The 16,662-nt window shown below is 64.0% G+C and carries 12 protein-coding genes; 8 read left to right on the forward strand and 4 right to left on the reverse strand.

The features are described 5' to 3' along the window. Nucleotide 1 precedes the first annotated feature (1 nt). The 5 genes from QFZ54_RS10455 to QFZ54_RS10475 all read left to right on the forward strand — a co-directional run bounded on the left by QFZ54_RS10455 (nt 2) and on the right by QFZ54_RS10475 (nt 10,846). Nucleotides 2-3,283, forward strand: a complete 3,282-nt coding sequence (locus QFZ54_RS10455) for a multidrug efflux RND transporter permease subunit (RefSeq protein WP_307086939.1) — start codon at nt 2-4, stop codon at nt 3,281-3,283. Beyond that, on the forward strand, nt 3,280-4,884 hold the full coding sequence (locus QFZ54_RS10460) for an efflux transporter outer membrane subunit (protein ID WP_307086940.1): 1,605 nt from the start codon (nt 3,280-3,282) through the stop codon (nt 4,882-4,884). The genes QFZ54_RS10455 and QFZ54_RS10460 overlap by 4 nt, the downstream gene beginning before the upstream one ends. A gap of 317 nt (nt 4,885-5,201) precedes the next feature. Then, nucleotides 5,202-5,927 (forward strand): haloacid dehalogenase type II, encoded by a 726-nt coding sequence (locus tag QFZ54_RS10465; RefSeq protein ID WP_307086941.1) that lies wholly within the window; start codon nt 5,202-5,204, stop codon nt 5,925-5,927. Nucleotides 5,928-6,093: 166 nt separating this feature from the next. Further along, nucleotides 6,094-8,199 carry a hybrid sensor histidine kinase/response regulator gene (locus QFZ54_RS10470; protein WP_307086942.1) on the forward strand — a complete coding sequence of 702 codons (2,106 nt, stop codon included), beginning with the start codon at nt 6,094-6,096 and terminating at the stop codon, nt 8,197-8,199. A gap of 760 nt (nt 8,200-8,959) precedes the next feature. Beyond that, nucleotides 8,960-10,846: a ribonucleoside-diphosphate reductase subunit alpha gene (locus QFZ54_RS10475; protein ID WP_373458502.1), complete on the forward strand. Its 1,887-nt coding sequence runs from the start codon at nt 8,960-8,962 to the stop codon at nt 10,844-10,846. Nucleotides 10,847-10,985: 139 nt separating this feature from the next. Here QFZ54_RS10475 and QFZ54_RS10480 read toward each other — a convergent pair whose 3' ends face one another. Further along, nucleotides 10,986-11,246: a DUF2171 domain-containing protein gene (locus tag QFZ54_RS10480; protein WP_307086944.1), complete on the reverse strand. Its 261-nt coding sequence runs from the start codon at nt 11,244-11,246 to the stop codon at nt 10,986-10,988. A gap of 71 nt (nt 11,247-11,317) precedes the next feature. Between QFZ54_RS10480 and QFZ54_RS10485 the strand changes: the two genes are divergently transcribed. The 3 genes from QFZ54_RS10485 (at nt 11,318) to QFZ54_RS10495 (ending at nt 14,096) form a co-directional block, all read left to right on the forward strand. Continuing rightward, nucleotides 11,318-11,518, forward strand: coding sequence for a hypothetical protein (locus QFZ54_RS10485; protein WP_307086945.1), 201 nt, complete (start codon nt 11,318-11,320; stop codon nt 11,516-11,518). A 62-nt stretch (nt 11,519-11,580) separates the two neighbouring features. Next, nucleotides 11,581-12,633: a ribonucleotide-diphosphate reductase subunit beta gene (locus tag QFZ54_RS10490; RefSeq protein ID WP_187502158.1), complete on the forward strand. Its 1,053-nt coding sequence runs from the start codon at nt 11,581-11,583 to the stop codon at nt 12,631-12,633. Beyond that, complete coding sequence (locus QFZ54_RS10495) at nt 12,630-14,096, forward strand: hypothetical protein (RefSeq protein WP_307086946.1); 1,467 nt, start codon at nt 12,630-12,632, stop codon at nt 14,094-14,096. The genes QFZ54_RS10490 and QFZ54_RS10495 overlap by 4 nt, the downstream gene beginning before the upstream one ends. Here the strand turns inward: QFZ54_RS10495 and QFZ54_RS10500 are convergent. The 3 genes from QFZ54_RS10500 to QFZ54_RS10510 all read right to left on the reverse strand — a co-directional run bounded on the left by QFZ54_RS10500 (nt 14,093) and on the right by QFZ54_RS10510 (nt 16,591). Beyond that, nucleotides 14,093-14,311, reverse strand: coding sequence for a hypothetical protein (locus QFZ54_RS10500; protein ID WP_307086947.1), 219 nt, complete (start codon nt 14,309-14,311; stop codon nt 14,093-14,095). The genes QFZ54_RS10495 and QFZ54_RS10500 overlap by 4 nt on opposite strands. Nucleotides 14,312-14,321: 10 nt before the next feature. After that, complete coding sequence (locus tag QFZ54_RS10505; RefSeq protein WP_307086948.1) at nt 14,322-15,140, reverse strand: thermonuclease family protein; 819 nt, start codon at nt 15,138-15,140, stop codon at nt 14,322-14,324. A 785-nt stretch (nt 15,141-15,925) separates the two neighbouring features. Next, a complete protein-coding gene (locus tag QFZ54_RS10510; RefSeq protein ID WP_307086949.1) occupies nt 15,926-16,591 on the reverse strand; it encodes an outer membrane protein in 666 nt (221 codons plus the stop codon). Between the last annotated feature and the right edge of the window lie 71 nt (nt 16,592-16,662).

The raw sequence follows: 16,662 nt of genomic DNA on the forward strand, positions 1-16,662 counted from the left end.
TATGTTATCCCGTGTCTTCATCGATCGCCCGATCTTCGCCTGGGTGCTCGCGATCATCGTGATGCTCGGCGGCATCGGTGCGATCATGGCGCTGCCGATCGCGCAATATCCCGACGTCGCGCCGCCGCAGGTCTCGATCCGCGCCAGCTTCCCCGGCGCCAACGCACAGACGATTCAGAACAGCGTCACGCAGGTCGTCGAGCAATCGCTGACCGGGATCGACGGGCTGATCTATTTCAGCTCGTCCTCGTCGTCGCGCGGCTCGGTGTCGATCACCGTGACGTTCGAAAAGGGCACCGATCCCGACATCGCGCAGGTCCAGGTCCAGAACCAGGTCCAGCAGACGATCTCGCGCCTGCCACAACAGGTCCAGCAACAAGGCCTCGTCGTCCGCAAGTCGAACCCGGACAACCTCCTGATCGTCGGCGTCTATGACGAGACCGACAAGCTGACCAACCAGGACGTGTCCGACTATCTCGTTTCGAACCTGCAGGATCCGCTCGGCCGCATTCCCGGCATCGGCGACAGCAACGTGTTCGGCGCGCAGTACGCGATGCGGATCTGGCTGAACCCGAACAAGCTGGCGAGCTTCCAGCTGATCCCGAGCGACGTGACGACCGCGATCCAGGCGCAGAACACCGAGGTCGCCGCCGGCGAACTCGGCGGCCAGCCCCAGCCCGACACGCAGATGCTCAACGCGACCGTCACCGCGCAGTCGCGTCTCCAGACGCCCGAGCAGTTCGCCAACATCATCCTGAAGACCACCAACGACGGCGCCACCGTGAAGCTGCGTGACGTCGCTCGGATCGAGCTGGGCGCCGAGAACTACAACGCACGCAGCCGCATCAACGCGCATCCTGGTGCCGGCATCGCGGTGCTGCTCGCGCCCGGCGCCGACGCGCTCAAGACCGCCGAGCTGGTCAAGGCCTATGTCGCCGACGCGGCAAAGAGCTTCCCGCCCGGCCTGAAATACGCCTACGCCAACGACACGACGAACTTTATCAAGCTGTCGATCGACGAGGTCGTCGAGACGCTGATCGAGGCGGTCATCCTCGTCGTCATCGTGATGTTCGTGTTCCTGCAAAGCTGGCGCGCGACGCTCATCCCGACGATCGCCGTGCCGGTCGTGCTGCTCGGCACGTTCGGCATCTTCTATCTCGCCGGATTCTCGATCAACACGCTCACGCTGTTCGGGCTCGTGCTCGCGATCGGCCTGCTCGTCGACGACGCGATCGTCGTGGTCGAGAATGTCGAGCGCCTGATGGAAGAGAATCCCGAGATGACGCCTCGGGAGGCGACGATCGAGTCGATGAACGAGATCACCGTCGCACTGGTCGCGATCGCGCTCGTGCTGTCGGCGGTGTTCCTGCCGATGGCGTTCTTCGGCGGCTCGACCGGCGTGATCTACCGCCAGTTCTCGCTGACGATGGTTTCGGCGATGGTGCTGTCGGTGCTCGTCGCGCTGATCCTCAGCCCCGCGCTCACCGCGACCCTGCTCAAGCAGAAGAAGAAGGACGCGGAGGGCAACAACGAGAAGAGCTGGGGCGAACGCAAATTCCCGAAGGTCGCGCATGTCTTCACGCGCGCCGGCGACAAGTTCAATTCGGCGTTCGAGAAGGGCACGCAGAAATACACCCGTGGCGTGCAATCGGTAATCAACCGGAAATGGCTGTTCCTGCTGATCTACGCGGGAACCGTGGCCTTGCTGGCGGTGCTGTTCCTGCGCCTTCCGACGGGCTTCCTGCCGACCGAGGATCAGGGCACCGGCATCGTTCAGTTCCAGCTTCCCGCCGGCGCCACGCAAGGCCGCACCTTCGCGCTGCAAAAGCGGATCGAGCAATATTACCTGACCAACGAGAAGGCGAACGTCGGGACGATGTTCACCGTCAGCGGCGGCGGCGGCGGTGGCGCAAGCGGCCAGAACACCGGCCAGGGCTTCATCTCGTTCGCACCCTGGGAGGACCGCAAGGGCAAGGAAAACACCGCCGACGCGATCACCGGTCGCGCTTCTCAGGCGTTTGCCGGCTTCCGCGACGCGCAGGTCTATTCGCTCGTCCCCCCCGCGATCCGCGGCCTTGGTTCGTCGAACGGCTTCACGATGGAGCTGCAGAACAGCGGCAGCCTCTCGCAGGTCCAATTCAACGCCGCGCGCGACAAGTTGCTCGCGCTCGCCCGCGCCGACTCGTCGCTCACCGCGATCCGCCTTACCGAACTGCCCGACGTCGCAACCCTGCGCGTCGATGCCGACCAGCAGAAGCTGTCCGCGCTGGGGCTGACGCAGGCCAACGTGAACTCGACGCTGTCGACCGCTTGGGGCGGGCAATATGTGAACGACTTCATCGACCGCGGTCGCGTGAAGCGCGTGTTCGTCCAGGGCGATGCGCAGTTCCGTGCGCAGCCGTCCGATCTCAGCCAATGGTTCGTCCGCGGGTCGAACGGCCAGATGGCGCCGTTCTCGTCCTTCGCCAAGACCAGCTGGGGCCAGGCGCCGACGACGCTCTCGCGCTTCAACGGCATCTCGTCCTACGAGATCCAGGGAGCCGGCGCGCCGGGCGTCAGCTCGGGCGACGCGATGACCAGGATCGCCGAACTCGCCGGCCAGATCCCGGGCACCTCGATCGCGTGGGCCGGGTTGTCGTATCAGGAACGCCTGTCCTCGGGTCAGGCCCCCTTGCTCTACGGCCTGTCGCTGCTCGTCGTCTTCCTGTGCCTAGCCGCGCTCTACGAGAGCTGGACGATCCCGATCGCGGTGCTGCTCGTCATTCCGCTCGGCCTCGTCGGAGCGATCCTCGCGGTGACGCTGCGTGGCCTCATCAACGACGTCTATCTTCAGATCGGCCTGCTCACGACGATGGGGCTGGCGGCGAAGAACGCGATCCTGATGATCGAATTCGCCGAGCAGGAGGAGAAGAAGGGCAAGCGCGTCATCGAGGCGGCAATGTCCGCCGCGAAGATTCGTCTGCGCCCGATCCTGATGACCTCGTTCGCGTTCATCCTCGGCGTGTTGCCGCTTGCGCTGTCGACCGGTGCGGGTGCCAACAGCCGCATCGCGATCGGCACCGCGGTGGTCGGCGGCATGCTGACCGCGACGATCCTCGCGATCTTCTACATCCCCCTGTTCTTCGTCCTCGTCCGCCGCGGCGCGCGCGACGGCATCGCCAAGCTGCGTGGGCGCCCGACCGGCTTCCAAGGCCATGACGACGACCACGGTCATGACGGAGACAACAACGAACATCTGGGCCCGCCCGAACCACAGGGCCCTCGCCGGCCGGAGCCCGCATGATGCGCTCGCTAGTCCTGATCCTCGCCGCGTCAACCGCGCTCGCCGGTTGCTCGCTCGCGCCCAAATACGCGCGGACCGAACTCCCGGTGCCGCCGGCCCTTCCGGTCGGCGATGCGTACCTTCGCCAGTCCGAGGCGACGCTGCCCGCGATCACCTACCGCGACGTCTTCCGCGATCCCCGGCTCCAGCAGATCATCGTCCAGGCGCTGGCGAACAACCGCGATCTCCGCGTCGCCGCCGCCAACATCGCAGCGACCCGCGCGCAATACCGCATCCAGCGCGCCGACCTGTTGCCGCAGGTCGATGCCAGCGGTCGCTACAGCTATTCGGGCGGCGGCAACGGCACCCGCAACACGGTTACGAGCGGCGGAACGGGCGGCAATACGGGCACCGGTAACACCGGAACCGGAACCGGTACCGGCACGGGCGGCGTCGGTACGGGCACCGGCGTCGGCACCGGGACGGGCACCGGCACCGGCACCGGCTCGGTAGTCAGTTCGTCGAGCTCGAACAGCGCCTTCTCGGTCGACCTCGGCACCACGGCGTTCGAGCTCGACCTGTTCGGCCGCATCCGTTCGCTCACCAGCGCCGCGCTCGATCGCTATTTCGCGACCGAAGCCGCCGCGCGGGCCACCCGCCTGACGCTCGTCGGCGACATCGCCGATGCGTGGCTCACCTACGCGTCGGACCAGAGCCTGCTCAAGATCGCGCAGGACACCGTCGCCAGTTCGCAGCGCAGCGTCACGCTGACCAACGCACGGCTGCGCGGCGGCGTCGCTCCGCGCACCGATCTTCGCCAGGCGCAGCAGATCCTGTTCACCGCGCAGTCCGACCTCGCGCAACAGCGCACCGCGCTCGCGCAGGACGTCAACGCGCTGCAATTGCTCGTCGGCGCGCCGGTCGACGCCAGCCTGTTGCCCGCCTCGATCGAGCAGGCATTCCCGACCGTCGCAACGCTGCCGGCCGGACTCGATAGCAGCATCCTGCTGCGGCGTCCGGACGTCGTCGAGTCGGAGTACCAGCTCCGCGCCACCAACGCCGAGATCGGCGCGGCGCGTGCGGAACTGTTCCCCCGCATCTCGCTGACCGGTATCCTCGGGTTCGCCAGCACGTCGCTGACCTCGCTGTTCAGCGGCGGCGCGTTCAACTATTCGGTCGCGCCGTCGGTCAGCTACCCGATCTTCCGTGCGGGAGCCGGGATCGCCGGGGTCGCCTATTCGCAGGCGCAACGCGATGCCGCGCTCGCGACCTACGAGCGCACGATCCAGACCGCGTTCCAGGAAACCGCCGACGCGCTGGCCCGCCAGGGCACGATCGCCGAGCAGCTCCGGGCGAACCAAAACTTCTCCGAGGCGGCCCTCGACACCTACCGCCTGTCGGACGCGCGCTACCGCGGCGGGATCGACACCTTCCTCACCTCGCTCGATGCGCAGCGCTCGCTCTACACCGCGCAGCGCAATCTCGTCGCGACACAACTCGTCGGGGCCAGCAATCGCGTCGCTCTGTACCGGGTGCTGGGTGGCGATTCGACGCTCGAGGCTACGGCAGGCGGTCCGCGCCCAGTGACGATGAGCGGCGCACCAAGAGCGGAAACGGACTGAAGCGTCGCCGACGTCCGCTCCTGGTTCCCCCGCGAAGGCGGGGCCCAAGACCGAGCAGCGCCACCGTCCGAAACTCCTGGCCTCCCGCCTTCGGAGGAAAACGGAAGTTCCCACCACCCCGGCGAAGGCCGGGGCCCAATTGGAAAGGTCGCCGTAACAAAGGACGGCGTTCGCCAATCTACGTTTCCCAATCGGGCCCCGGCCTCCGCCGGGGTGGTAAATAAAATGCCGAACCCCCGCTCACCGCCAGCCTCCACAAAGACCCAGAAGCCCCCCGCTCCCGGGAACCAACCGCCGCCCCCCACCGTCTTTCCCGCATGGTACACCGCCCCCCGATCAAAGCCCTCGCCTTCGACGTGTTCGGCACCGTGGTCGACTGGCGCTCGGGGATCGCACGCGATGCCGCCCCGATCCTCGCCCGCCTCGGCCGCACCGATATCGACCCGCACGCGTTCGCCGACGGCTGGCGCAAACGCTATCAGCCTGCGCTGGAGGAGGTGCGGAGCGGCCGGCGTCCGTTCGTGATCCTCGACACGCTTCACCGCGAGGCGCTCGAAGACCTGCTCCGCCACCACAACATCGACCCCGCTGCGCTCGATGGGGCGACGCTAACCGATCTGACGCACGCCTGGCACCGGCTCGAACCCTGGCCCGACTCGGTCGAAGGTCTCACCCGCCTCAAGACCCGCTACCCGATCGTCACGTTGAGCAACGGCAACATCGCGCTGATGCTGGAGATGGTACGCCGCGCCGGCCTCCCCTGGGACGCGATCCTCGGGGCCGAAGTCAGCCGTGTCTACAAGCCACTCCCCGAAGCGTACCTCGCCACCGCGCGGATGCTGGCGATCGAACCGTCCGAGCTCTGCCTCGTCGCCGCGCACCATAGCGACCTTGCCGCCGCCCGCGCTGCCGGTCTCCAGACCGCCTATGTCGATCGCCCGCACGAATATGGCGGCCGCCCCGCGCCCGATGCGGATGCCGCTCAGGATTGGGAGTTCGGCGTCGACAGCCTGACGCGATTGGCCGACGAACTGTGCCGATGACCCGCCGACCCGCCGCGCGCACCGATGGTAACGCGCGGCCCCACCCCGTATCCACCGACCTCGTATCGACCGACCTCGTATCGACCGACCTCGTATCGACCGACCCCGTGTCCACCGACCACGGACGTGGAATTCGAACCGGCGTGCGACCCGGCAGGATCTTGAGATGACGACACAGACGGCCGAGGCCGATTTCCTGACCGGCGGCGGCGAGATGGCCGCGATGATCCGCGCGCATGACTGGTCGGCCTCGCCGCTGGGGCCGATCGAGCAATGGCCGCAATCGCTTCGCTCGATCGTATCGCTGATGCTCGCGTCGGAATTCGCGATGTTCGCCGCCTGGGGGCCGGAGTTGGGCTTCCTTTACAACGATCACTATGCGCGCCTGCTGCACGACAAGCATCCGCATGCGCTGGGCCGACGGTTCAACGACATCTGGGGCGACGTGTGGGCGGACATCAGCCCGCTGGTCGACAAGGCGTTGGCGGGGGAAGCCTCGTTCTTCGAGAACCTGCCTCTCGTCACCAATCGCAAGGGCTATGACGAGCAGGCGTGGTTCACCTTCTCCTACTCGCCGGTGCGGGACGAGAGCGGCGCGGTCGCGGGCATGTTCTGCTCGACCTACGAAAGCACCGAACGGGTCGTGGCGGAGCGCGCATTGCGCGACGAACGCGAGCGGATGGGCCAGATGTTCGCGCAGGCGCCGACCTTCATGGCGATGCTGCGCGGGCCCGAGCACCGGTTCGAGCTGGCCAACCCCGGCTACAGCAAGCTCGTCGGCCACCGCGAGGTACTCGGCCGCACCGTCGCAGAGGCGTTGCCCGACGCGGTCGAACAAGGGTTTCTCGAATTGCTCGACCATGTCTACGCGACCGGAGAGCCGTTTACCGCGTCCGGCATGCTTTACGCGGTACAGGCCGCACCGGGCGGTTCGGTCGATGATCGCTATCTAGATTTCGTCTACCAGCCGATCCGCGACGCGAACGGCGCAGTCGTCGGCATCTTCGTCGAGGGCGCGGACGTCACCGATCGCAAGATGCTCGAACGCGACCTGCAATCGCTCAACGCCGACCTCGAACAGCGCGTCCGCGATCGGACCCAGGAACTGGTCGAGGCGCAGGAGGCGCTCCGCCAGGCGCAGAAGATGGAAGCGGTCGGACAGCTCACCGGCGGCATCGCGCACGATTTCAACAATCTGCTGCAAGGCATCACCGGCAGCCTGGAGATCGTCCAGCGCCGCGTCGCGCAAGGGCGGGTTGGCGAACTCGATCGCTTCATCTCAGGCGCTACGGCCGCCGCCAATCGCGCCGCGGCACTCACCCACCGGCTGCTCGCCTTCTCGCGCCGCCAGCCGCTCGATCCGCGCCCGGTGAAGGTCAATCCGCTGGTCGCATCGCTGGAGGACCTGATCCGTCGCACGACCGGCGAGCAGATCGAACTCGAGATGGTGCTCGGGACGGGGCTCTGGACGACGCTGTGCGATCCCAACCAGCTCGAGAATTCGCTGCTGAACCTCGCCATCAACGCGCGCGACGCGATGCCGCACGGCGGCACGCTGACCATCGAGACCCGAAACGCACAACTCGACGACCATTTCGCCGCCAGCCAGCGCGATGTCCGGCCCGGCCATTACGTCTGCGTCTGCGTGTCCGACACCGGCACGGGCATGTCCGCCGATACCATCGCCAAGGCGTTCGAGCCGTTCTTCACGACCAAGCCGCTCGGCCAGGGCACCGGGCTTGGCCTGTCGATGGTCTACGGCTTCGCGCGCCAGTCCGAAGGCTATGCGAGGATCTATAGCGAGGTCGGCCAGGGTACGACGATCAAGCTGTATCTGCCGCGCCACTACGGCGTGGCGGAACAGGACGAGGCGCTTCCAGGCCTGACCCAGGAGCACGTCACCGACGCGGGCGAGATCGTGCTGGTGGTCGAGGACGACGTGGTGGTCCGGTCGCTGATCGTCGAGGTGCTGGGCGAACTCGGCTATCAGGCGGTCGAGGCGCATGACGGTCCCGCCGGGCTCGACAAGCTGCAGACGATGGACCGTATCGACCTGCTCGTCACCGACATCGGCCTCCCCGGATTGAACGGCCGCCAAGTCGCCGACGCCGGCCGCGCACTCCGCCCCGACCTCCGCGTCCTGTTCATGACGGGATACGCCGAAAACGCCGCGCTGGCATCGGGCTTCCTCGAACCGGGGATGTCGATGATCACCAAACCGTTCGCGATGGAAGCGCTCGCAACGCAGATCCGGACGATGATTGGGGGCTGAGGCAGAACACCCCCACCCAATCACCACCACCACCCCGGCGAAGGCCGGGGCCCAGTTGGAGAGGTCGCAGTAACAACACGCCGCGCTCGGTTAGCAATGTCCCCCAACTGGGCCCCGGCCTCCGCCGGGGTGGTGGGACTTCGGCGGGGTGGTGAACTTTGGCGAGGGTGGGCCGGTGCTCTCGTTTTGAAAGAGAAAGACCCCCCCATCCCGTTCCCCCGCGAAGGCGGGGGCCCAGGAATCAAGCAGGACGACGTTCGTGACTCTTAGGCCCCCGCCTCCGCGGGAGAACTGAAAGGTACGGCACCTAACAAAAAATCGAGCCCCCCTCGTACCCCTCCCACAAAGCAACATTTGCCACTTCCCGCCCTTAAATAATTTTTCGTTCCCCCTTCGCCCCCTTGCGCTTCGCGAACCCCGCAGAACTCCACGCGTCGCGAATATCCCGCTCGTCCAACCCGCACGTGAACGCGACGAACCGAGCCCCGATCGCACCCCCAACCCCCTTGCGTCTCTTGGCGCTTTGGCACAATCTCTTGGGGTTGCGTTCGGGGGCGGACCCAATCGCTGGTAGAACAACCCTCGCATAGCCATATGCGATATGACCGTAAGCGCGCCTTCCACCGCCGCGATGGTCACTTTTTGTTCTCCCGTTAGGGGCCGTCCGATGGTAGCATGGCGACATGACGCCGATTCGAACGAATACAGAACACTAGGAGCGGTTTCGATGGATTTCAGAGACAGCAGCCGGGATAGCGACATGACCACAGACACGATCGAACAAACCACTGCCACGCCTGAAGCCGAGGCTCCCAAGGCGCCGCGCCAGGCGCAGGACAGCCACTCCGTGCGCGCGCAGATCTACCCGGTCGAGGTCGATCACAGCCGCGACGCGCTCCTCACCGAATTCGGCAAGGACACGCTCAAGGATCGCTACCTGCTCCCGGGCGAAAGCTATCAGGACCTGTTCGTCCGTGTCGCCTCCGCCTACGCCGACGACGCCGGCCACGCACAGCGCCTCTACGACGCGATCTCGAAGCTCTGGTTCATGCCCGCCACCCCCGTTCTCTCGAACGGCGGCACCGGGCGCGGCCTGCCGATCTCGTGCTACCTCAACTCGGTCCCCGACAGCCTCGGCGGCATCGTCGACACCTGGAACGAGAATGTCTGGCTCGCCTCGCGCGGCGGCGGCATCGGCACCTATTGGGGCAACGTCCGCGGCATCGGCGAGCCGGTCGGCCTCAACGGCAAGACCAGCGGCATCATCCCGTTCGTCCGCGTCATGGATTCGCTGACGCTCGCGATCTCGCAGGGCTCGCTGCGCCGTGGCTCGGCCGCCGTGTACCTCGACGTCTCGCACCCCGAGATCGAGGAATTCCTCGAAATCCGCAAACCCTCGGGCGATTTCAACCGCAAGGCGCTCAACCTCCACCATGGCGTGCTGATCACCGACGACTTCATGGAAGCCGTCCGCAACGGCGACGAATGGCACCTGCGTTCGCCGAAGGATCAGGCGATCCGCGCCACCGTCGACGCGCGCTCGCTGTTCCAGAAGCTCGTCGAGACTCGTCTCCAGACCGGCGAGCCGTACATCGTCTTCGCCGATCACGTGAACAAGGCGATGCCCAAGCATCACCGCGAACTCGGCCTCAAGGTCTCGACTTCGAACCTGTGCTCCGAGATCACGCTGCCGACCGGCAAGGATCACCTCGGCAACGAGCGTACCGCGGTATGCTGCCTGTCGTCGCTGAACCTCGAGACGTGGGATCAGTGGAAGGACGAGAAGGGCCTGATCGAGGACGTCATGCGCTTCCTCGACAACGTCCTGCAGGACTATATCGACCGCCACGAACCCGGCATGGAACGCGCCGCCTACAGCGCGGGCCGCGAGCGGTCGGTCGGGCTCGGCGTGATGGGCTTCCACTCGTTCCTCCAGGCGCGCGGCATCCCGTTCGAGGGCGCGATGGCGAAGTCGTGGAATCTCCGCATGTTCAAGCACATCAGCAGCCAGGCGAACGAAGCCTCGATGCAGCTCGCGATCGAGCGCGGCCCCTGCCCCGATGCCGCCGACGTCGGCGCGATGGAGCGTTTCAGCTGCAAGATGGCGATCGCCCCCACCGCATCGATCTCGATCATCTGCGGCGGCACCAGCGCGTGCATCGAGCCGATCCCCGCGAACATCTACACGCACAAGACGCTCTCGGGCAGCTTCTCGATCAAGAACCCGTATCTCGAAAAGATGCTGAGCGAGAAGTCGAAGAACTCGGACGCGGTCTGGAACTCGATCCTCGAACAGGGTGGTTCGGTCCAGCATCTCGACTTCCTCTCGGTCGAGGAAAAGGACTGCTACAAGACGTCGTTCGAGATCGACCAGCGCTGGCTGCTCGAGCTGGCGGCGGATCGCACGCCGTACATCGACCAGGCGCAGTCGCTGAACCTGTTCATCCCGGCGGACGTCGAGAAGTGGGACCTGCTGATGCTCCACTTCCGCGCGTGGGAGCTCGGCATCAAGTCGCTCTATTACCTCCGCTCGAAGTCGGTCCAGCGTGCAGGGTTCGCCGGTGGTGTCGAGGCGGACAACACGATCGACCTGCGCCAGATCGACGTCGAGTCGAAGGATTACGATGAGTGCCTTGCCTGCCAGTAAGGCGCCTCGGCTGCCAAAGGTGACCCCGGCCCGTGAAACACGGACCGGGGGGCGCCTGACGCAAAAAACCCCGGCCCGCATGAAGCGGACCGGGGCTCGGGCAGTCTCGGCGGCGCGTACGACACGCGCCGCTAAGAGTTCAGGCCTCTTCTTCGAACGTCACCGCCACGTCGGCGTTGGCGGACAGGCGGACCTTGCCGTCCTCGATATCCGCAACCAGCCCGAGCGAGATGAAGTGATGATGCCCTTCATGGCGGCCCTTGCCCTCGACGACCTGCGGGCCCGAGTCCTTCTTGGTCAGCTTGATGCGGTTGCCTTCGACCTTGTCGACAGTGCCGACATGGACGCCGTCCGCGCCGATGACTTCGGCATGTTCCTGGATCTGGGTTGCATCGACCATGGTCGTTCTCCTGTGGTGGGTTCCCCGATACGGGGCTCGGCATCTCAACGCATGTCATGCGAGTTCGCCGCATGACATATGGTTCAGCTATCATGTTCGTGGTCGCGGGCGTGCTCGGAATCGTCGGCACCGCGATGCTGCTCCGTCTGCGCAGCCCGAGCGTCACCGAGCAACAGACCTACGCGTTCCGCATGATCGGCATCATGCTCACCTCGGGCGCGATCGTCCTCGCCATGTCCGCCGCCGCGATGTGGCAGTGGAGCACCGAATGACGCCGCCCTCCTGATTTCCCCAGTTTTCCGATATAAAACCCATTCCCCGAAAGGCTTACCCCATGTCCCTCCTTCACGCCTCCAAGCAGTACAAGCCGTTCGAATACCCCTGGGCGTTCGAGTTCTGGAAGCGCCAGCAGCAGCTCCACTGGCTTCCCGAGGAAGTGCCCCTGGGTGAGGATTGCCGCGATTGGGCGCAGAAGCTCAGCGATCACGAGCGCAACCTGCTCACGCAGATCTTCCGCTTCTTCACGCAGGCCGACGTCGAGGTGCAGGATTGCTACCACGAAAAGTACGGCCGCGTGTTCAAGCCGACCGAGATCAAGATGATGCTGACCTCGTTCAGCAACATGGAGACGGTCCACATCGCCGCCTACAGCCATCTGCTCGACACCATCGGCATGCCCGAGAGCGAGTACGGCGCCTTCCTCGAATATGCCGAGATGAAGGAAAAGCATGATTACATGCAGAAGTTCACCGTCGACAACGACGAGGACATCGCCCGCACGCTCGCCATGTTCGGCGGCTTCACCGAGGGCGTCCAGCTGTTCGCCTCGTTCGCGATGCTGATGAACTTCCCGCGCTTCAACAAGATGAAGGGCATGGGCCAGATCGTCACCTGGTCGATCCGCGACGAAAGCCTCCACTGCGAGGGCATCATCAAGATGTTCCACACCTTCTGTCAGGAGCGCCAGTGCCTGACCAAGGCGGTCAAGGACGACATCGCCGACGTCTGCCAGACGACGATCCGCCTCGAGGACAATTTCATCGACCTCGCCTTCGAGATGGGCCCGGTCAACGGCATGACCCCCAAGGAAATCAAGAAGTACATCCGCTTCATCGCCGACTGGCGCATGACCCAACTCGGCCTGAAGCCGATCTACATGATCGACGAGCACCCGCTGCCCTGGCTCGCCCCGATGCTCAACGGCGTCGAGCACGCCAACTTCTTCGAACAGCGCGCAACGGAGTATTCGAAGGCCGCAACCAAGGGCCAGTGGAACGACGTCTGGGACTCGTTCGACAAGCGCCAGACCGCGAAGAAGGGGCCTGCTGCGAACGTGGACTTGAGCGAGGTCCGGGACATGTTCAGCGATTCGGTCGCGGCTGAGTGAAGAAAAGCAGCGTTAAACCGCATTTATTTAGTCGTCATTTTAATGTCCCACCGGCATTAATGACGAAGGCTGGGGTTTTTGACCCCAGCCTAAATGTAGATACGCTGCTTTTCCCAGATCCCATGCTGCTTGAGACGAGCAGCCACCCCGAAATGCAACACGCGAAAGTCATATTCGACGAACACTTCGAAAAAGTTCGGCGCCTACTTCTGCATAGCAACGGTGATAAAGCCCACATTGCATGGAGGTCCGCTTACAGGATGCTCTTATTTCCGGAGATTCCCGGAACCTGCTTGGGATATGGCGCCAACTCAATATCGGGATCAGGAGCTGGTCCCAAAATGACCAACCAGATAATGATTACCGGCCACCAGATTGCCAAGCTCGGCATCGACGATCCTGATCTGTTCATGGCCATGGGCTTGTTTGAAGAAGACTTCGGCCCTGATCTGATTGGCGACATGTTCACCAACGTATGCTTCAAAAATATAATAGCATTTAATCAGAGGGTATACGGAGAGCTTTCCGTCGCCACGAAATCCTACTCCATTACGCTTAAAAGCGGCGCAGCGTTCTCAGCATCATTTGCACAAAACCCGACCGCGAACGGCCATGACGTTCCAATCATACTTCTGCCGCTCGACATTCTACGAGCGCTACCAGTAGCAATCGATTGGCGTGGCGTTCAGGCAGTTAGCGAAGAAAACAAAGCGTTCCGCGATAGCCTGAATGGTTCAGTAGCCTCGCTATGGTCTCGGAAGAGCTTAGAAAGCAAGGGCCAATTAAAGACTTGGGCGTTGTCTAGTTCAGGTTCTTTTGCGGATCTGCTAGATCTGATCCACGGCATGGACGGAAAAGCTTACGACTTTGCTGGCGATAAACTTGGCGAATTGGTGTGGAGAGATCTGTACGATCGGGTGATCCGAGACTACCCCTTTTCTATTGCAAGGCCTAAAAAGCTAGATCACAATTCAGCACTGGACGTTGTTGATAAGATTATAGAACAGTTCCGCCATTTAGTTGAAGATCGAGATCTGTGGAAAGATTTATACACAGACGATGGCACGCCTCGCTTAGAGAAGGCGGCTCAAAGACTGTTTTATATGGTTGCACTGTCATATTGCGAGGCAAATAATCTGGACATCACGCCAGAGGCGGAAACAGGCAGGGGCCCTGTTGATTTTAAGTTTTCCAACTCACTAGATGGCCGTATTTTAGTTGAAATCAAACTTTCAAAAAACGGTCAATTAGTTACCGGATATACAAAACAGTTAGATATTTATAATGCGGCAGAGAAGTCCTTCGACAGCCGCTATCTCGTAATAAACGTCGGCTCGATGGGCAAAAAGATGCAAAGTCTAACTGCGGCTAGAGACAAGCAAATAGCTGCAACAGGAAATGCGCCAAAAGTTATCGAGATTAACGGCGCTCCAAGACTTTCGGCAAGTAAGGTGAAAAGTTAGCTTGCAACCCGCGGTCGGGGTAAAGGTCCGGTCGAACCCCACGACGATAGCCAGCGTTTGACCGCGTCGTGATTGATCAACCGACCGTTGCGCATGGCCATGTCAGCCCGCGCATCGGCCTCGGCCTCCGCAGCGGGATCGCTCGTATCGAACAGGGCATCCTCGCGGGCCATCGTTGAGGGATACACCTCGATGGCGATCACGACCAGCGACAACTCATGCCCGCTAACACCAAGGCGAGCGCTTGCCCCCGCCATATTTCCGCGCGAGGCCCTGCCTGACCAGCACTGCGCCCAATGACACCCCGCCCCTCTCGACGATGCGGAGTTTCCGACCGTAGCGATCGACGTCACGCTTGATCGGGACCAGCTTGAACGGACCGGCGTTCAGCATCCCTTGCATCTTCACCGTCGCCGCCCGCCCCAGCCGCGCCTCGCGCGCGCAGCGAGGCGGGTGGGTTTCCGGGGTGTCGATGTCGGCGATGCGGATCTTGGTGCCGGCCATCCAGAAGGTGTCGCCATCGACCATGCAGTTAATCCGCTTGGCACGACCGCAGATCGTGAAGCGCGCCGAAACCGACTTGCCACCCGATAGCGCGGATGCGGCGGCAGCGGCGGTGGACGCCGCGCTGGCAACACCCGCTGCGGTGGCCAAGGTCCCTGTGGTGACCCCGCTCGTGGCGGCACCGCCATTCCTCGCAGTTCCGGCGGCGGCCGCATCGGACGCCGCCCCCGCCTTGGCCACGTCTCCACCCCAACCCCAGCCACCCGGCACGCGCAGATGCCCGGCGGGCCAGGCGATGCCGAACCCGGTCGGCCATTCGACTTTCAACCCCGGCGGCAGCAACGGGGACCAGTCGATCTGGCGGATCACCGGAAACATCAACCCGAGCAGCACGCCGTAGAACACCAGGCGGAGTTGCAGCAGGACTCCCGGCTTAGCGCCGCGCCCGGCACCCGCGCGTCCGGCACTCCCGCGCCCACGCGTGGCGCCAGCGCGATTGCCGCCCAGCAACCGCATGAAATCAAACACATACTCCATCATCGCCCGCGCCTACGCGCGCGCGCGCGCGGAAGTCACCTCACCGCAACCCCGACTTGCGGCGAGCGGAGTCGGAAACGAGGCGAACGCATCGTGAACATCGCACCTGTCCCGTCTCGGAGGAATCGGACCGGCAATGCACCCGTCCCGCAAACGCGCCAGTTTTCGCTGTCCTACACGGGGCCGCCATGCCCAGTTCGACGCGTGCCAGCCCTCACCCCACCCCAGCGCGACGAGCACACACCCCCGCGATCCTACCGGCCTGCGCCCTCCCGCGATCATCGTGCGAGCGTCTATACTTCCTATACTTCACTCCCGACGCCCGCAGCCGCCGGACGCACGAAGCGCGGGAAAGTGCTGCCACTCCCCGCCCTTTCGGACGCCCTGCGCCCTCTCGCGATCACCACGCCAGCGTCTATACTTCCTATACTTCACTCACCAACCCACTGGAAACGCCAGACACACGAAGGGCGGAAAGTGCTGCCACCCCCCGGCCTTCGTGCGCGCTACGAGCCCTCCCGCGATCACCACGCGAGCGTCTATACTTCCTATACTTCACTCGCCGACGCCCGCAGCCGCCGGACGCACAAAGGGCGGGAAAGTGCTGCCACCCCCCGCCCTTCGTGCGCCCTGCGCCCCCTCCCGCGATCATCACGCCAGCGTCTATACTTCCTATACTTCACTCACCAACCCACTGGAAACGCTAGACACACGAAGGGCGGGAAATGGCCCTAGCCACTCCCCGCCCCCGTTACGCGTCCAGCTTGAACCTCTTGCGAGGCACAGGCTTAGAAGTGCGTGATGATGCCGAGCATCGGACGGAAGCTCTGCGCGTCGCCGAAAGTGTTGACCTCGGCGCGGATGCGGAAGCCTGCGTTGCCGGTGATGCCCTTCAGGCCGATGCTCTGCGGACCGACTTCTGCGCCGATGCCGTAGGTGATCGCGCTGTAGTCACGGTTGGTGTTGCCACCGTTGGTCGACCGTGCCGAGAACTTGTCGAAGTTGACCCACTGGTAGCCGACCTTGCCGTAGATCAGGCCGCTGTCGCCAGCGCGGAAGCCGAAACGGCCTGCTGCGCCGTATTCCCAGTCGATGTTGCCTTCGATGCCCTTGATCACGTTGCCTTCTGCGCCGACGAAGACCGGGCCAAGCGGCACGTTCACGCCGAGCACGCCCTGGACCAGCGAGCCCGATGGCTTGTAGCCGCGACGGGTCGAACCGTCAGCGTTCAGCGCCTGCGGGATGCCGTGGCCGCGCTCGTTGTCGAACTGCTCCCAGCCGCCCATCACGCCGAAGTACGGCTCGATGCCGAATGCCTTCGAGCCGTCGGGAGCTGCTGCTTCGCCGGGCTGTGCGCTGTTGTCGACGGGTGCCGGTGCCGACATGTCCTGCGCGAAGGCGGGAACTGCGACCGTTGCGGCGGCGAGGGCGATTGCCAGGGAAAGCTTACGCATGAGTTTGACCTTATACCGTGTGTTGCGTGGATCCCCGACTGCACGGTGCGTCGGTTGGTCCAGGCAAGTCG

It is taken from the genome of Sphingomonas faeni (assembly GCF_030817315.1).
Classification (GTDB): domain Bacteria; phylum Pseudomonadota; class Alphaproteobacteria; order Sphingomonadales; family Sphingomonadaceae; genus Sphingomonas; species Sphingomonas faeni_C.